This is a genomic window from Telluria sp. AIW5 (assembly GCF_056680575.1).
Map to the genome: position 1 here is coordinate 4,217,170 of NZ_CM155289.1, position 16,520 is coordinate 4,233,689.

General features: G+C 65.6%; 12 protein-coding genes and 1 pseudogene. 9 read left to right on the plus strand and 4 right to left on the minus strand.

All coding sequences use genetic code 11. The features are described from left to right. Nucleotides 1–79 precede the first annotated feature (79 nt). From AC1MEM_RS18660 to AC1MEM_RS18685, 6 genes and pseudogenes are all read left to right on the plus strand, one after another. The gene (locus AC1MEM_RS18660; RefSeq protein WP_499473011.1) at nt 80–4,492 is read left to right on the plus strand and encodes a PAS domain-containing protein; all 4,413 of its coding nucleotides are present in this window, start codon (nt 80–82) and stop codon (nt 4,490–4,492) included. Further along, the gene (locus tag AC1MEM_RS18665; RefSeq protein WP_499473013.1) at nt 4,489–5,421 is read left to right on the plus strand and encodes a diguanylate cyclase; all 933 of its coding nucleotides are present in this window, start codon (nt 4,489–4,491) and stop codon (nt 5,419–5,421) included. The genes AC1MEM_RS18660 and AC1MEM_RS18665 overlap by 4 nt, the downstream gene beginning before the upstream one ends. 150 nt (nt 5,422–5,571) lie before the next feature. Then, nucleotides 5,572–7,434 (plus strand): dihydroxy-acid dehydratase, encoded by a 1,863-nt coding sequence (ilvD, locus tag AC1MEM_RS18670; protein WP_499473015.1) that lies wholly within the window; start codon nt 5,572–5,574, stop codon nt 7,432–7,434. Nucleotides 7,435–7,714: 280 nt separating this feature from the next. After that, nucleotides 7,715–9,282 (plus strand): annotated as a pseudogene (locus AC1MEM_RS18675) (IS3 family transposase). Between the two features lie 91 nt (nt 9,283–9,373). Then, complete coding sequence (locus AC1MEM_RS18680) at nt 9,374–9,691, plus strand: hypothetical protein (protein ID WP_499473017.1); 318 nt, start codon at nt 9,374–9,376, stop codon at nt 9,689–9,691. Nucleotides 9,692–9,828: 137 nt separating this feature from the next. After that, a complete protein-coding gene (locus tag AC1MEM_RS18685) occupies nt 9,829–10,221 on the plus strand; it encodes a hypothetical protein (protein WP_499473019.1) in 393 nt (130 codons plus the stop codon). A 107-nt stretch (nt 10,222–10,328) separates the two neighbouring features. Here AC1MEM_RS18685 and AC1MEM_RS18690 read toward each other — a convergent pair whose 3' ends face one another. Further along, nucleotides 10,329–10,574, minus strand: a complete 246-nt coding sequence (locus AC1MEM_RS18690) for a hypothetical protein (RefSeq protein ID WP_499473021.1) — start codon at nt 10,572–10,574, stop codon at nt 10,329–10,331. Between the two features lie 801 nt (nt 10,575–11,375). Here AC1MEM_RS18690 and AC1MEM_RS18695 point away from each other — a divergent pair. The 3 genes from AC1MEM_RS18695 to AC1MEM_RS18705 all read left to right on the plus strand — a co-directional run bounded on the left by AC1MEM_RS18695 (nt 11,376) and on the right by AC1MEM_RS18705 (nt 14,312). After that, nucleotides 11,376–12,653 (plus strand): NRAMP family divalent metal transporter, encoded by a 1,278-nt coding sequence (locus AC1MEM_RS18695; RefSeq protein WP_499473023.1) that lies wholly within the window; start codon nt 11,376–11,378, stop codon nt 12,651–12,653. Between the two features lie 136 nt (nt 12,654–12,789). Next, on the plus strand, nt 12,790–13,917 hold the full coding sequence (locus tag AC1MEM_RS18700; RefSeq protein WP_499473024.1) for a TGL-type protein-glutamine gamma-glutamyltransferase: 1,128 nt from the start codon (nt 12,790–12,792) through the stop codon (nt 13,915–13,917). Nucleotides 13,918–14,045: 128 nt separating this feature from the next. Further along, entirely contained in the window at nt 14,046–14,312 is a 267-nt protein-coding gene (locus AC1MEM_RS18705; RefSeq protein WP_499473026.1) for a hypothetical protein, read from the plus strand. 121 nt (nt 14,313–14,433) lie between these two features. Here the strand turns inward: AC1MEM_RS18705 and AC1MEM_RS18710 are convergent, their stop codons facing one another. The 3 genes from AC1MEM_RS18710 to AC1MEM_RS18720 all read right to left on the minus strand — a co-directional run bounded on the left by AC1MEM_RS18710 (nt 14,434) and on the right by AC1MEM_RS18720 (nt 16,463). Next, nucleotides 14,434–14,598, minus strand: a complete 165-nt coding sequence (locus AC1MEM_RS18710) for a hypothetical protein (protein ID WP_499473028.1) — start codon at nt 14,596–14,598, stop codon at nt 14,434–14,436. Next, a complete protein-coding gene (locus tag AC1MEM_RS18715; RefSeq protein ID WP_499473029.1) occupies nt 14,595–14,720 on the minus strand; it encodes a hypothetical protein in 126 nt (41 codons plus the stop codon). The genes AC1MEM_RS18710 and AC1MEM_RS18715 overlap by 4 nt, the downstream gene beginning before the upstream one ends. A gap of 96 nt (nt 14,721–14,816) precedes the next feature. Beyond that, nucleotides 14,817–16,463: a long-chain fatty acid--CoA ligase gene (locus tag AC1MEM_RS18720; RefSeq protein ID WP_499473031.1), complete on the minus strand. Its 1,647-nt coding sequence runs from the start codon at nt 16,461–16,463 to the stop codon at nt 14,817–14,819. Nucleotides 16,464–16,520: the final 57 nt, after the last annotated feature.

Sequence of the window (16,520 nt, forward strand, 5' to 3'; positions counted from 1 at the left end):
CCCGGCGCTACCGCCCGCCCCAGTCTTGGATACCATGCTCGCTGGCGGCGCATTCGCGCCGCGCCGACCTGGATCGCTTTTGTCTCTGTTTCGCCGCTCATCCCTGCCTTCGATCCGCTCGAAGCTGTTCACCCTTGTCCTTGCCAGCGTCCTGCCGCTCCTGCTCGCCTACATCGCGTTCGTGCGCGATGCCGGCCAGCGCGAGGCACGCCACGTGGCGCGCGACGCCGCGACCATCACCCGCGCGCTGGCCGCCGCCCTCGACCGCGAGCTCGAGAGCGCCGAAACCGCCGCCCGGGTCGCCGCCGCCTGGCCGACGCTGGCGCCCGCCACGCTCGGCGAATTCCACGCCCAGGCGCACCGGCTGGTGCTGCGTCCGGAATTTCCCGCATCCGGCTTCGCCCTGAGCGGCCCCGGCGGCCGTGCACTGCTCGACACCGGCCACCCCTTCGCCAGCGGCTTGCCGGCCATACCGAATCGCGAGTCGATCGACGCTGTCTTCCTGCGCGGCGACGCCCGCATCTCCAGCCTGTACCGTCCGGAACCAGGCCAGGCCTTCGTTTTTTCCGCCGACGTGCCGGTCTGGCGCGAGGGCAAGGTCGCCTGGGTGCTCTCGAGCCGTGTGCGCCCGAAACGGATCGCCGACCTGCTTGCGGCCCAGCAATTGCCGCCCGGCTGGGTGGCCGAAGTCTTCGACGGGCGCGGCATGGTGGTGGCAAGCAACGCCGATGGCGCGCGCTACGCCGGCACGCCGATGAACGGCGTGCTGGCCTCGAGTGCGGCGGCCAGGCCCGAAGGCCTGGTCGACTTGCCCGACGACGGCGGCGCCCGCGTGCACGCAGCCTGGATGCGCTCGCCGCGGCACGGCTGGATGGTCGCGGTCAGCTATCCCGACGATGCGGCGCGCGAGCTGCTCGGCGATACGCTGCCGGCCACCGTCGCCGCTTCCTCCTGCTTGCTGGCGCTGGGCCTGCTGCTGGCCTGGATCATCGGCGGCGCCATCGCGCGCTCGGTGCGGGGCCTGGTGCAGCCGGCCGCCGCGCTCGGCCGTGGCGAGCCGCTCGGCCTGATGCCGCCGGCAATCCGCGAGACCGCCGTGGTGGCCGAAGCGCTGCAGGAAGTCGAAAGCGAATTGCTGCGCTACCGCGGCGACCTGGAAGCGCGCGTGTCCGACCGCACGGCCGAACTGGAACGCCTGCACGCGCGGATCGAAACGGTGTATGCCACGGCGCCGGTCGGCCTGTGCTTCCTCGACCGCGACCTGCGTTTCGTGATGATCAACGACTGCCTCGCGGCGATCAATGCCATCCCGGCGGCCGCCCACCTCGGGCGCACCCTGCCCGAACTGCTGGGCGAGGTCGGCAGGACCTTCGAAGCGCCGTATCGCCGCGTGCTGGAAACCGGGCGCGCGTTACGCGACCTCGAGGTGGCCGGCGAAGTGCCGGCCGAGCCGGGCGTGTCCCGTTATTGGCTGTCGAGCTACTACCCCGTGTTCGGGCCGGGGCGCGAGCTGGTCGGCATCAACGCGGTGGTGATCGACATCACCGAGCGCAAGATGCTCGAGCAGAAAAACCGCGACAACGAGGAGATGTTCCGCGTCCTGTTCGAGGGGTCGGGCGATGCCCAGGCACTGCTCGCCTATAACGCCCACTTCGTCAGCGCCAATCCCGCCGCGGCCACCCTGTTCGGCTGCACGGTCGAGGAACTCGTGATGCTGTCCCCGGCCAGCGCCTCGCCGGAATTCCAGCCCAACGGCCGGCGCTCCGACGAGATGGCCTCCGAATTGATGCGCCGCGCGCTCGACGAAGGCGGCGTCCAGTTCGAGTGGGTGCACCGGCGCCGCGACGGCGGCAATTTCCACGCCGACATCCGGCTCTCCAGCGTCGACATCGGCGGGCGCGGCATGATGCAGGTGACGATCCGCGACATCACCGAACGCGTGGCGGCCGATGCCGCGCTGCGCGCCAGCGGCGCCCAGCTGCGCCAGAGCGAGCGCTTCATCCGCACCGTCACCGACAACCTGCCGGCGCTGGTCAGCTACTGGGATGCCGACGAGCGGCTGCGTTTCGCGAACCGCCCTGCGCTGGCCTGGCTCGGCGTCGACGACGATGCCGCCGCGCTCGGGCGCCACGCGCGCGAACTGATCCCGGCCGACGTGCTCGCCCAGCTGGCCCCCCACATACGCGGCGTGCTGGCAGGAACGCCGCAGAATTTCGAGACCGAGCTGCGCAACGTGGACGGCGAGCCGGTCCACGTCTGGGGCAGCTATCTCCCCGACATCGACAAGGCCGGCAAGGTGCGCGGCGTCTACGCCTTGCATGCCGACGTCTCGCAACTGAAACTCACCGAGGGCCGCCTGGTGCAGGCGCTGGGCGAGGCCGAGCAGGCCAGCCGCGCGAAGAGCGAATTCCTCGGCAACATGAGCCACGAAATCCGCACCCCGATGAACGCCATCATGGGCCTGGCGCGCCTGCTGGAAGAAGCGCCGCTGGGCCGGCGCGAACGGGCTCACGTCGCCCACATCCGGCGCGCCTCCAGCTCGCTGCTCGGCATCCTGAACGACCTGCTCGACTACGCCAAGACCGACGCCGGCCAGCTGGTGCTGGAACACGTGCCGCTGCAGCTCGACGCCACGCTGCAGGGCATCGCCGTCCTGAACGCGCCCAACGCCCGGGCCAGGGGCATCGAGACCGTGTTCGCGGTGGCGCCGGACGTGCCGCACCTGCTGCGCGGCGACCCGACCCGGTTAGAGCAGGTGCTGCTCAATGTGGTGGGCAATGCCGTCAAATTCACCGAGGGCGGCGAGATCGTGTTGTCGGTGGACGTGGCCGCGCGCAGTCCGGGCCGGGTGCGCCTGCGCTTTGCCGTGCGCGACACCGGCATCGGCATCGCGCAATCCGACCAGGCACGCCTGTTCGAACCCTTCTCGCAGGGCGACAGCTCGACCGGCCGCAAGTACGGCGGCGTGGGCCTGGGCCTGTCGATCGCGCGCCGGCTGGTGGCGCTGATGGGAGGCAGCCTGGGCGTGGAAAGCGCGCCTGGCCGCGGCTCGACCTTCCATTTCGAAGCGGATTTCGGCGAGCTGGAGCCACCGCAAGCAGCGCGCACCGGCAGCCCGCCGCTGCGCGTGCTGGTCGCCGACGACAACGCCAGCGCGGCCGCGGCGCTCCGCAGCGCCCTGCATGCGCGGGGCTGGGAAACTGCCTGGGCGGCGAACGGGCGTGCAATGCGCGAACTGCTGGCCGGCGGCGCCTTCGATCTCGCCTTTGTCGACGCCGGGATGGCGGATCTTGCCGCCGCCATCCCCGCCCCCACGCTGCCGCCGACGGTGCTGCTGGTGGAAGACGCGTATGCCGAGGCGCCTGTGTTCCCGGCCGCTGCACCGCGCGTGACCCTGCTCGGCAAGCCATTCACGCATGCGGCGCTGGAGGCCGCCCTCGACGAGCTGCGCAGTAAGGCCACGGCGGTGCCCGCGGCGCGTTCGCCGCTGGCATCCTGCCTGGCGGGCCTCTCCGTGCTGGTGGTCGAGGACAACGCCATCAACCAGGAAGTGGCGACCTATGTGCTGACCCATGCCGGCGCGCGGGTCGCGGTGGCGCCGGACGGCCGCGCCGCGCTCGACCTGCTGCAGGCGCCCGGCGCCGTCTACGACGCCGTGCTGATGGATTTGCAAATGCCGGTCATGGACGGCTACGCCGCCTGCGAAGCGATCCGCGCGATGGGCCTGCACGCGCTGCCCGTCATCGCGATGAGCGCGAACACGCTCGCCGAAGACCGGCGCCGCGCCTTCGACGCCGGCATGGACGACCATTTATCGAAGCCGATCGACGTCGACGAGCTGGTCGCGACGCTGGCGCGGCTGACCGGGCGCGCCGGCGCAACCGGTGTTGCCGGCGCCGGTGCCGGCGCCGCCTTGCCGGACCTGCCCGGCATCGACCTGCAGGCGGCGCTGCCGCGCTTCGGCGGCAGTCTCGACGCCTTTGGCGCCGTGTTCAACCGCTTCGCGGCCGGCGCCGGCGCGGGCGTCGACGAGTTGCACGCGCAGCTTGAAGCAGGCCAGCGCCAGGACGTGCTGGCGGGCGCGCACCGCCTGCGCGGGGTGGCCGCCAATCTCGGCGCCAGCGCGCTGGCCGCGCACGCGCTCGCGCTGGAAGCGGCGCTGCGCGCGGGCGACGATGCGCAGGCCGCGCGCCAGCTGGTCCTGCTCGATGCCAGCCTGGCGCCGCTGCAGGCCGCCGCGCGCGCACTCGCCCCGGCCCCGTTGCCGACGCCGACCGGACAGGTGGACGGGTCCGCGTTGGCATACTTGCTGGAATTGCTTCAGAATAACAATTTGAAGGCGCTGGCGACCCATGCTGCGCTTGCCCCGGGCCTGGACCTGCTGGCCGGCGCGAGCGAAGCGCACGCGCTGGCCGAGGCGGTCGGCACGCTGCGCTTCGACCACGCGGCCTCGCTGCTGGCGGCTATACTGGAACAAAAGGGAGACGCATGAGCTGGACCGAACTCGCCCTGAACGGGCGCATCCTGGTCGTCGACGACGCGATGGAAAACATCCAGATCCTGCACGCGGCATTGCAGGACGAGCACGAAGTGCTGTTCGCCCTCGACGGCGCGAAGGCGCTCGCGCTGGTGCACAGCCAGGTTCCGGACCTGATCCTGCTGGACGCCGTCATGCCCGGCATGGACGGTTACGCGGTGCTGCAAGCCTTGCGCGCCGCGCCCGAGACCGCCGGCACGCCCGTCATTTTCGTGACCGCCCTCTCCTCGCCGGAAGACGAAACCCGCGCGCTCGAGGCCGGCGCGGCCGACTTCATCAGCAAGCCGGTGAACGCCGCCGTCGTGCGCGCCCGCGTGCGCACCCAGCTGACCGTCAAACGCCAGGCCGACGCGTTGCGCGCCCTCACGCTCACCGACAGCCTGACCGGCGTGGCAAACCGGCGCGCCTTCAGCGAACGGATCGATTCCGAATGGCGCCGCGCCGCCCGCGCCAGGCTGCCGATGGCGCTGGTCCTGGCCGACATCGACCACTTCAAACTGTACAACGACCATTACGGCCACCAGGCCGGCGACGCCTGCCTGGAACAAGTGGCGCGCGCCATGTGCCGCGCCGCGAACCGGGCCCAGGACATGGTCGCCCGCTACGGCGGCGAGGAATTCGCGATCCTGCTGCCCGAGACGGATGCTCTGGGGGCAGCCTGCGTGGCGCAGCGCCTGCTGGCCGAACTGGCGGCGCTCGGCATCGCCCACGCCGCCTCGCCGACCGCGCCGCTGCTCACTGCCAGCATGGGCATCGCCGCGCTGGTGCCCGACCGTACGCAGACCAGCGCCTCGCTGATTCGCGCGGCCGATGCCTTGCTGTACCAGGCCAAGGACGAGGGGCGTAACCGGTATTGCGTGGGGCCGCCCGCGTCCGCGCCATAAGCCGGCGGCTTTGCGGGATCCCCGGTAATCCCGCACACGCTGCGCTGTGATACGACAAAAGAATCACAGCGCGCAAAATCAAGTATTGGACATATCGATGTCCATCCGGCATGCTGAAGGCAACATTTACTCGCCTCATCAGGAAACCCCATGCCGACTTACCGTTCCCACACCACCACCCAGGGCCGCAACATGGCAGGCGCCCGCGCGCTGTGGCGCGCCACCGGCATGAAGGACGGCGACTTCGACAAGCCGATCATCGCCGTCGTCAATTCCTTCACCCAGTTCGTGCCGGGCCACGTGCACCTGAAGGACCTGGGCCAGCTGGTGGCGCGCGAGATCGAAGCGGCCGGCGGCGTCGCCAAGGAATTCAACACCATCGCCGTCGACGACGGCATCGCCATGGGCCACGGCGGCATGCTCTACTCGCTCCCCTCGCGCGACCTGATCGCCGACTCGGTCGAATACATGGTCAACGCCCATTGCGCCGATGCGATGGTCTGCATCTCGAACTGCGACAAGATCACGCCCGGCATGCTGATGGCCGCGATGCGCCTGAACATCCCGGTGGTCTTCGTCTCCGGCGGCCCGATGGAAGCGGGCAAGGTGGTCAAGGTGGTGGGCAACGAGACCAAGGTCATCAAGCTCGACCTGATCGACGCCATGATCAAGGCGGGCGATTCGAAGGTGTCGGACGCCGACGTGCTGGAAGCCGAGCGCTCGGCCTGCCCGACCTGCGGTTCCTGCTCGGGCATGTTCACCGCGAACTCGATGAACTGCCTGACCGAGGCGCTGGGCCTGTCCCTGCCGGGCAACGGCACCATCCTCGCCACCCACGCCGACCGCAAGGAGTTGTTTTTGAAAGCCGGCCGCGTCATCGTCGAACTGGCAAGGCGCCATTACGAACAGGACGATTACTCGGTCCTGCCGCGCTCGATCGCCACCAAGGCGGCTTTCGAAAACGCGATGGCGCTCGACGTCTCGATGGGCGGCTCGACCAACACCGTGCTGCACCTGCTGGCCGCCGCGCATGAAGCCGAGGTTCCATTCACGATGGCCGACATCGACCGCATCTCGCGCAAGGTACCCTGCCTCTGCAAAGTCGCGCCGATGACCGACAAGTTCCACATCGAAGACGTGCACCGCGCCGGCGGCATCGTCGCCATCCTGGGCGAGCTGGCGCGCGCCGGCCTGCTCGATACCTCGCTGCCGACGGTCCACAGCCCCACGCTCGCCGACGCGATCGCGAAATACGACATCCGCGTCAGCGACGACCAGTCGGTGCACCAGCTGTTCCGCGCCGCGCCGGGCGGGGTACCGACCCAGACCGCGTTCTCGCAGTCCGAGCGCTTTGCCAGCAACGACATCGATCGCAGCACGGGCTGCATCCGCGACCGCGCCCATGCCTATTCCGAAGATGGCGGCCTCGCGGTCCTGTACGGGAACATCGCGGAAAAGGGCTGCATCGTCAAAACCGCCGGCGTCGACGACAGCATCCTGACATTCTCGGGCAAGGCGCGCGTGTTCGAGAGCCAGGACGCGGCGGTCGAAGCGATCCTCGGCGACAGCGTGGCCGCGGGCGACGTCGTCATCATCCGCTACGAAGGCCCGAAAGGCGGCCCGGGCATGCAGGAGATGCTGTACCCGACCTCCTACATCAAGTCCAAGGGACTCGGCAAGGCCTGCGCGCTGTTCACGGACGGCCGCTTCTCCGGCGGCTCGTCGGGCCTGGTGATCGGCCATGCTTCGCCGGAGGCGGCCGAAGGCGGCGCCATCGGCCTGGTGGAAGAAGGCGACATGATCGACATCGACATCCCGGCGCGCACGATCAACCTGCGCGTCACGGCTGCCGACCTGGCCGAGCGCCGTGCCGTGATGGAAGCACGCGGCCAGGATGCCTGGCAGCCGGTGGGCCGCGAACGTTACGTGTCGCAGGCCCTGCAGGCCTACGCGGCGCTGACCACCTCGGCCGACCGCGGCGCGGTGCGCGATTTGGCGCAACTGAAGCGCTGACAGGACCGCGCCCGGGCCACAGGCCTGGAGATGCCCCTGGCCGAGCTTGATTCCGGCGCTCGGGCCCGAGGCCCGGGGCGGCTGCGCAGCCGCCCCGGGCTTTGGCCTCGGCATCGAACATGTGCCGGCATATCTGCTGCGCACGGGCTTGCTGGTCATGCGCCCGCGCGATGTCGAGCGCAGCGCAAAAAAAAAGCTGGGGTCACAAAAAAAGCTGGGGTCAGGTCTGACATTCCCCCTCTGTCAGGCTAGTTGTCACCTTATATTTTTAGGAGACAACATGAGTAAAATGTATTCTGACGCCTTCATCGAACAAGCCTTGGTGAAGGTGTATTCTCGCGGAAAACGCACCATACAAGACGTTGCAGACGATTTGCACGTCAACGTCTACACGGTCAAGAACTGGATACGCAGAAAGAATTTGTATATGTTGAAAGCCTCTTCCGACAGGGAAAAGCGGCCGCAGGACTGGAGCCGAAGCGAGCAGCTGGTGGCCCTGCACGAAACGCACGCATTGGATGAGGAAGCGCTGCAGGCATGGTGTCGTGAGCGTGGGCTGTTCGTGCACCATCTCGAAGCATGGCGTACGGCCTTCTGCTTGGATGCAAAGCCGGCCGTGGCCACCGATGCACGCGAGGTGCGCAGCTTGCAGCAAGAGAATGACAAATTGAAGCGGGAGTTGGATCGGAAAGAGAAAGCACTGGTGGAGGCCGCAGCGCTGCTTTTACTGCAAAAAAAGTTCAATGCGCTGTGGGAGGACGAGGTCAAATGACCTTGCCCGCAGCGCGGGCCGATATCGTCGCGATGGTCGCCCAAGCCGTTTCCTCGGGAGCGCGCCATACCAAAGCATGTGAAATCATCGGCTTGAGCTTGCGCACATTGCAGCGCTGGAAGCTAGTCGGTGCTGCGCCCGATGGGCGTACGACGCGCGTCCAACAACCAGTTCATGCGTTGACGGCGCGAGAGCGTGAAGAGATTCTCGCTATCGCCAACTCGGCCGAGTTTGGCCAGATGCCGCCTAGCCAGATCGTGCCGCGCCTGGCCGACCAGGGCACTTACCTGGCCTCCGAATCGACGTTCTATCGGGTGTTGCGAAGCGCTGGCCTGGTCAAGCATCGGCAGGCGGCGCGGCCGGTTCAAGAGCGCAGCAAACCGCGCGCCATCTGTGCTACGGCGCCTAACCAGCTCTACAGTTGGGACATTACCTATTTGCCGAGCGGGGTAAAGGGAATCTATTTTTACCTGTACATGTTCATCGATATCTACAGCCGAAAGGTCGTTGGCTGGCAGGTTTATCGGGACGAGCATAGCAACCTTGCGGCCGAGGTCATGCGCGACATCTGTGCACGTGAAAAAATCCAGCCCAACCAGGTGATTCTACATTCCGACAATGGCAGCCCGATGAAGGGCGCGACTATGCTGGCGACCTTGCAGGCACTGGGCGTGATGCCTTCGTTCAGCCGGCCGGCCGTCAGCAATGACAACCCGTATTCGGAGTCGTTATTCAAGACCTTGAAGTACCGTCCCGACTATCCCGGTAAAGCATTTACGGACCTCGCACACGCACGCAACTGGGTGGCCAGATTCGTGCGCTGGTATAACAACGAGCACCGTCACAGCACCATCAACTTCGTGACGCCGACCCAACGTCACGCGGGCCTCCACCACGTGTTGCTGGCAGCCCGCACAGCCGTCTACAACGCTGCACGTGAGGCCAATCCGCTGCGTTGGACCGGGGCCATACGCAACTGGTCGCCGATCAGGGAAGTGCATCTCAACCCCGACCACGCGATCAGCGAAACCACAGCGCCGGCGACCAATATGCCGGCTTTTAGAAGAGCAGCTTAACGGCTGCTCACGCGACAACTAGCTTGACAACCACCGCATTCGGACACGGCCCCTGCCTTTCTCGGCCTGTTATTGTTGAGGCCGTGTCCGAATGCCAGACCTGACCCCGGTTTCTTTTTCGGGCCTTGGCCTCGGCATCGAACATGTGCCGGCGGATCTGCTGCGCGCGGGCTTGCTGGTCATGCGCCCGCGCGATGTCGAGCGCAGCGCAAAAAAAAGCTGGGGTTTCTTTTTTCCACAAGGCCGCGCGTGGGCCGTGTCAGGCTTGACAATCTCGACTGCCAGGCGCAGCCTGCAATATGCTGCGCGGACAACTGCACGCCCTGATCACGCTTTCAGCCGACAGGAAGCATCCCAGGGCGAACCGCTTCCGTCAGGTCCTTCCGGGCACCGTGATCATGCTGAGTAGTCGCTCCGTATCATGTCGGACGACCCCGGACTTTCGCGTCGACGTTAAAAATAAGCGGTGAAACAGCAAAATGGCCCGGCGTTCACCCATATCGGGTCTGCCCATGAAAGGCGTCAATTACTGGCGCGAGCGGTGGTTTGCACGAAGATGATCTGATCAATCATCGGCTGACCTGGTTACTGGTGGCCCAAGCCATCCTTTTCTCCGGCTATGCCACTCTTCTCGTCCTGCTCTTCGATACACAAAAGAGTCTGGAGGGCGAAACCAGGGTACTGGTGCTCGACATCGTGCGGCGCGTATTCCCCTGGGTAGGTATCGGGATCGCCATTATTATCGGGATTGGGATCGTGGGAGCGCTAACGGCAATGTTTTTTATCCACCGTTACGCGAATCAGGAAAGCAGAAACTCGTTCGAATATGGGATTCACTGGCTTCCATCGATATTAGGACAGATTTCAGGAATTTCCCTCCCCGTCCTCTTCGCCCTGGTCTGGCTTTACCTCGCCTGTGTCGCTGATCAATTCGCCTAGCTGGAGCACTTTGACGCTTGATCGACGATGGCGGCCACCGTCCTGTCGACGGACGGCCGAATCGGCAACATGCCACGCTGTCGATAGCTTGCCTGACGGTAGCGATATCAAGAGAAACAGATTCCGCGTCGGCGCCCCGGCGAAAAACCGTCTTTCCGGGCACGCTCCAGCGCAGCGGTGTCCGTCGCCCTTCGTCTATGTGGATTTGCCAGGACACGCAAGATCGTGGTGTCGCTAACCCCACCCTGCTGCATGAACATCCAGGCCTTCAATGCGCCCTGCTCCGCGTCGAGAATAACGCCTTGCTGAACGATACTCTGAAGACTGGCATTCAGCCGTTCATAGTTAGACATAGACTTGTCCCCCCGTCCTTCGATCTACGAACTTAAAAATCAGCCGAAAGCGCGCGCCTGCGGCGCTTCCTGCCGAGGCGAATTGCGCCGGTCCCGCTTTCGTTTGTAAAGTGGGGAGCACAGTACACGCCACGCAACGCGGCGGGGTACGCCGACGAGCTGCATGAATTCGAGTGCCGCATTTATCCCATCTTTCGCCAGGATCCTTAACGCGTCATTCACCCGCGCCGCGGTGTAGCTATCGACGCGGGGATCTGCAGATTTGCATTCGAATATGGATTGTGCTGGCATCAATTCCACAAGCGCTCCGTGTTATCAGGTTGGCAAAGTGCGACAGTCGTTTGGCAAGGAAGCCATCTCTGATGCCTGCACTTGCAGTGGAAGGGGCTTTCGAGTGGCCGAACTCCCGTGGGTGAAACATGTGTAAAGCATAGCAGTCGATTGACTGTAGGTCCATTCCTACAGGAGATTTATTGCGCACGAGATGCCGATATGCCACGGACTATCTATCGGGGAATTTTTATTGCACCCAGGAAGCCGTTATTATTTAATTTTAGTAAGTACTCTCGCGGAAAGGAATGTGCTTTCTGGCCGCGCTGCGCCGATTGCCTGGCAGCGGATGGGCAGCGCGCCGAGCCGGCGAGCCTGCCTTAAGCCAGGCTTAGCGTTGCGCTTCCTTTCGCCCTTGTCGTTTCCACTATGCTACACTGCGCGCCGACCATGAACTGTCCCCCTATTCCCTCTATCATTCCGGCGCCGTGATTCTTCGGTTGCGCCGGTTCTTACCTGCGCACGCCGACCATGCCGTTCAAGCTTTTCCGCCGCCTCACCGACAACGCCACCCTGAAGTCCCTGGGCCCCGGCCTCATCACCGGCGCCGCCGACGACGACCCGTCCGGCATCGCCACCTATTCGCAGGCCGGCGCCCAATTCGGCTTCAACACTCTGTGGACGCTGGTGCTCACCTACCCGTTCATGGTGGGCATCCAGCTCGTTTCGGCACGCATCGGCCGCGTCACCGGCCGCGGCCTGGCCGCCAACATCCGGCGCGCCTATTCTCCCTGGCTGCTGTACGTCATCGTCGCGCTGCTGCTGGTGGCGAATGTGATCAACATCGCGGCCGACATCGCCGCGATGGGCGAAGCCATGCGCCTCGTGACCGGCACCGGCTCCGGCCACCTGTACTCGCTCGGCTTCGGCGTGCTGTGCCTGTCGCTGCAGGTGTTGCTGCCCTACGCCACCTATGTCCGCTACCTGAAGTGGCTGACCCTCGGCCTGCTGACCTATGTCGCCACCGCCTTCGCCGTGCACATGCCCTGGACCGAGGTATTCGCCCGCACCGTCTGGCCGCATTTCACGTTCACGAAGGAGTCGGTGGCCCTGATCGTCGCCGTGTTCGGCACCACGATCAGCCCCTATCTGTTCTTCTGGCAGGCGTCGCAGGAAGTCGAGGAAATCCGCAACGCGCCGCACACGCGCGCCTTGCGCACGCGCCCGCTGGACGCCCTCGCCCAGCTCAAACGCATGAAGGCCGACACCCTGATCGGCATGGGCTTTTCCAACCTGGTCGCCTTCTTCATCATCCTGACGACGGCGGTGACCCTGGGCGCGCACGGCATCACCGACATCCAGTCCTCGAGCCAGGCGGCCGAGGCGCTGCGCCCGGTGGCCGGCGAATTCGCCTTCCTCGCCTTTGCGCTGGGGATCATCGGCACCGGCATGCTGGCGGTGCCGGTGCTGGCCGGATCGGCCGCCTACGCCGTCACCGAGAGCTTCCGCTGGCGTAACGGCATGGACCTGAAGGTGGTCGAGGCGCGCGAGTTCTACGGCATCATCGCGCTGGCGACACTGGGCGGCGTGCTGCTCGACTTCGCCCCGATCGACCCGATCGCGGCGCTGGTGCTGTCGGCCCAGATCAACGGCGTAATCGCGGTGCCGATCATGACCGTCATGATGATGCTGGCGCATAACCGCAAGATCATGGGGAAGTACACGCTGAGCACCCGCCACACGCTGATCGGCTGGTGCGGCATTGCCATCATGCTGGCGGCGGTGGTGGCGATGTTCGCGACCTTGTGACGGGCCGGGCCAGTTGTGCTGTTTACAAAAATCCAGGGCCGGCTAGTGACGGCTTAAGTTTCCGGATGTAAAGTTCATACTGCCGCAGGGAAGGACGGTCGTCCTTTCCCGGACTCTCCCGATATGGACTGTCTGCATGAAGCTCGATTTTTTCCAGAAATCCCCACCGGCCATCGGTGGCTTCGATGTCCGGCCAAGCGATGCGGCGCAATGCCGCCCCGTGCTGGACAAGCTCGACGAACTCGGCTTGAGACCCTATCTCGCCCACCGCGCACTGGAATGCCATCAGCTGTTCGGACTGTCGCTTGAGGCGGCCGCGCAACTGGCCAGTGGCGGCGACACCTTGAACCTGTGCCGTGAGCTCGGCCTCGAACCACTTTCCAGCGTGGCCGATCTCGAACGCGAGATCGTGCTGGCCGTGCTGGCGGCACCGCGTCCCCTGTCCTTCCCCAGCGCCGCCGAGTTCCTGTCGGCCGTGGCGATCCGCCGCAACATCGTGCTCGCAGCGCGCCGTACGCAGCTGGCGTTCGGCACCGCGCAAGCGGAACGCCCGCCGAGCCACTGGACGTATGACGAGGACCGCGGCTTCACGCTGCTCTCCCAAAGCTCCCTGATCGAGGCCCTGACACTGGCCACCCAGCCCGATGCGGGCGGTGGCCGGCTGTATGCATTCTCCGGCTACCGGGCGAGCGAGTACGTGATGCTGCTCGGGATTGCGCAGGAGCTGGAACGGGTCAATCCGCCCCTCCTCGCGGCACTGCAGCGGCGGTGGGAGGCCCGCGCGATCCAGTCGCGTGCTTTCCATGATGTCTTCCTGGTCGAATATGGTTCGCTCGAGGCGCCGCTGCCGCCGGGTTATTACGTACCGGGCGACCGGGTCTGGTTCAGGAATCCGGACGCGCACTCGTCGGACGCATCAGGCTACGAAGGCTCCTGGGTCATCTATCTGGGCAACGGCATGTTCAGCAATTTCTGGAACCGCGAGCGCCCCTACAGCCTGGCCGGCAAGTGCGTCGAGATCTACCACTGGCGCCACGGGACCTTCGTCGATGCGGACGGGGACCTGCGCATGGACGAAACCATCGTCGAAGCGAGGACCGCGCACACCATGGCCGACCCGGCCCGCCTCGCGGCAGTGGTCGACCGCATGATGCGCCTGCGCGATGGTCCCGGCGAATACGGCGCCGGCGGCTGCATCGACTTCTCGCGCGAATTCGCGCGCAAGGTCTGTGTCGGCTCCGCGGACATCGTGCTGCCCGGCTGACGCAAGCTGCCGGCTGCGGCTACCTGCATGGCGAGGGCATGCCTGACACTCTATGTGAGCGAACGAACTGTTCCCGGATCATGAAACCGTTAGCATGAATCTCATTCGCTTACCCAAGGAGAGCAGTCATGAGCACGAAATCCAAGCTTGCCGTCGTATCCACCGCCTTGTTGCTGGCTGCCGGTTCAGCCACGGCAGGCTGCGGTAAAGGGGCCATTGCGGGCGGCGTCGTCGGCCACGTGGCCGGCAAGCACGGCATCGCCGGCGCGGCAATCGGATGCGCGATCGGGCACCATGCCGAAAAGAAGAAGCAGAAGCAGGCTGCGGCTGCAGCAGCGGCCGCTTCGCCAAACAACACGGCGCCCGCCAACGCCCCCGCCACCACCAGGAAATAAGCTGATCCTGAAAATGGCCGCGTCCTCGCCGGTGGTTGGCGGGGCGCGGCCATTCTTCATTGGAGCGCGGCGACGAGCTGCCCCGGGCCCGTCACGGTGCACACAGTGCCGGGCGCCAGGACTAGTCTTTATTCCGCTTCCGGAAGGTGATGACCCCGATGACGATCAGGGCGCAGCCAACGCTCAGGAGCGCTGGTTGCTGCATCAGTGCGAACGAGACGAAAAACGCGACGCCGGATGCAATGAGCAGGCGGCCTGCGATTTTGTTATTCCTTTGAATCTTCAAGCGGCGCTCCAATTGTGTAAGGTGTGCAATTCTTTGCGCACATTTGAACGCAGTTCGGAAATCCTGTCAAAACAATCTTTCCGGCTGAACTCGCCTGCATTCAGCGAAAGAAACTCATTCATATCGGTTTCCTGCCAGGATCCATCATCGTAAAGCGGGACCTGAGTTTCTCGCCGATAGCGGAACCTGGCAAGGCCTGGCACCCCGCGTTTCACTCGTCACGCGCCCTGCAAGGACCTCCACTGCACCTTCCCGGTCCCCGACTTCGGCAAGGCCTCGCGAAACTCGACGATGCGCGGGCTTTTGTAGGCCGCCATGTTCGCATGCGACCAGTCGACGATGTCCTGCTCGCTCACCGTGCCGTGGAAGCCATCCTTCAGCACCACCACCGCCTTCACCGTCTCGCCGCGCCGCGCATCCACGCCGGAGACCACGCACACTTCCCGGATCGCCGGATGCCGGTACATCAGGGCCTCGACCTCCGCCGGCCAGACCTTGTAACCGGAGGCATTGATCATGCGCTTCAGGCGGTCGACCATGAAGAAATAGCCGTCTTCATCCACCCGGCCGATGTCGCCCGTGCGCAGGAAGCGCTTGCCGCCGATCTCGATGAAGGCCTCGGCGCTGGCCTCCGGATTGTTCCAGTACCCCAGCATCACCTGCGGCCCGTGCACGACGATTTCGCCGACCTGGTCGACGCCCAGCGTCTCGAAACTATCGGCATCGATCACGCGCGCGTCGACATCCTGGATCGGGATGCCGAGGCATTGCTTCTTCGGCCGGTCGGGCGGGTTGATGTGGGTCGGCGCCATCGTCTCCGACATGCCGTAACCCTCGACGTAATCGATGCGCAGCAGCTCCTGCATCTTGCGCGCGATGGCTTCGGGCATGGCGGCGCCGCCGCCGCTCATGCGCCGGATGCTCGACAGGTCGTATTCGGCCACGCGTGGACTCGAGAGCAAATCGATCACCATCGTCGAAATCAGCTGGGTCGCATTCACGCGGTGGCGGCGGATGCATTCGGCCGCCATGTCGCGGTCCCAGCGCGCCAGCAGCACGATGGTCCCGCCGACAAAAATCGGGCCGTTCATCCCGCCCTGCATGCCGGTCACGTGGAACAGCGGCAGGACGCTCAGCGCGATCGAATCCTGCTGCGATCCGAACCACTGCAAGCCGGCCAGCGCGTTGTACATCACGCTGCGGTGGGTGTGCATGCAGCCTTTCGGCAGGCCGGTGGTGCCCGAGGTGTAGGGCATGGCGCACAGGTCGGCCGGGCCGGCGGTGAGCGGTCCGGGGCGGCATGCGCGCGCCAGCATCGCGCTCCACAGCACGACGCCCTCGCCTTCGAGCGCGCGGCGCGGGGCGGCGACGAATTCGGGGACGGCAAGGTCGGTGGGCCGGGTGATGTAATCGGAATACGCGGCCACCAGCACGTGGCGCAAGCCGGCGTCCAACAAGGGCGCTACCTGCGGATACAGGTCTTGCGGCACGAAGATGGTGGTGGCGCCGGTGTCGCTGACATAGTGGCGCAGCTCTTCGGTCAGGTTCATCGGGTTGACCGGCACTACGACCGCGTTCGCGCGCAGGATGGCGTAGTAGGCGATGATGAACTGGGGGCTGTTCTGCATGTAGAGCAGGACGCGGTCGCCCCCCTTCACGCCGCATTCCTGCTCGAGGTAGCCGGCCACGCGCTCGACGTCATCCTTGAGCGCGGCGTAGCTGAGCGGGGTGTCGTAGAAAATCACCGCGGGCTTGTCCGGGTAGCGCGCGGTCGATACTTCGAGGTTGAAAAACAGGTTCGTTTGTGGAACGGTCAGGTGCCGCGGCAAACCGCGCGGCCAGAAATCGACGTGACGCTCGAGCATGGTGCTGTGTCTCCTCAGGTCGGTCGATGCGCGCGCAGGCCGCTGGCGGGCAGCGGC

Bases quoted from the DNA above. Each gene is read 5' to 3' on its own strand.
- ilvD (WP_499473015.1), top strand. From the start codon at position 5,572: ATGCCGACTTACCGTTCCCACACCACCACCCAGGGCCGCAACATGGCA.
- AC1MEM_RS18700 (WP_499473024.1), top strand. From the start codon at position 12,790: ATGAAGCTCGATTTTTTCCAGAAATCCCCACCGGCCATCGGTGGCTTC.
- AC1MEM_RS18705 (WP_499473026.1), top strand. From the start codon at position 14,046: ATGAGCACGAAATCCAAGCTTGCCGTCGTATCCACCGCCTTGTTGCTG.
- AC1MEM_RS18680 (WP_499473017.1), top strand. From the start codon at position 9,374: ATGCCAGACCTGACCCCGGTTTCTTTTTCGGGCCTTGGCCTCGGCATC.
- AC1MEM_RS18720 (WP_499473031.1), bottom strand. From the start codon at position 16,463: ATGCTCGAGCGTCACGTCGATTTCTGGCCGCGCGGTTTGCCGCGGCAC.
- AC1MEM_RS18695 (WP_499473023.1), top strand. From the start codon at position 11,376: ATGCCGTTCAAGCTTTTCCGCCGCCTCACCGACAACGCCACCCTGAAG.
- AC1MEM_RS18715 (WP_499473029.1), bottom strand. From the start codon at position 14,720: ATGAATGAGTTTCTTTCGCTGAATGCAGGCGAGTTCAGCCGGAAAGAT.
- AC1MEM_RS18665 (WP_499473013.1), top strand. From the start codon at position 4,489: ATGAGCTGGACCGAACTCGCCCTGAACGGGCGCATCCTGGTCGTCGAC.
- AC1MEM_RS18690 (WP_499473021.1), bottom strand. From the start codon at position 10,574: ATGTCTAACTATGAACGGCTGAATGCCAGTCTTCAGAGTATCGTTCAG.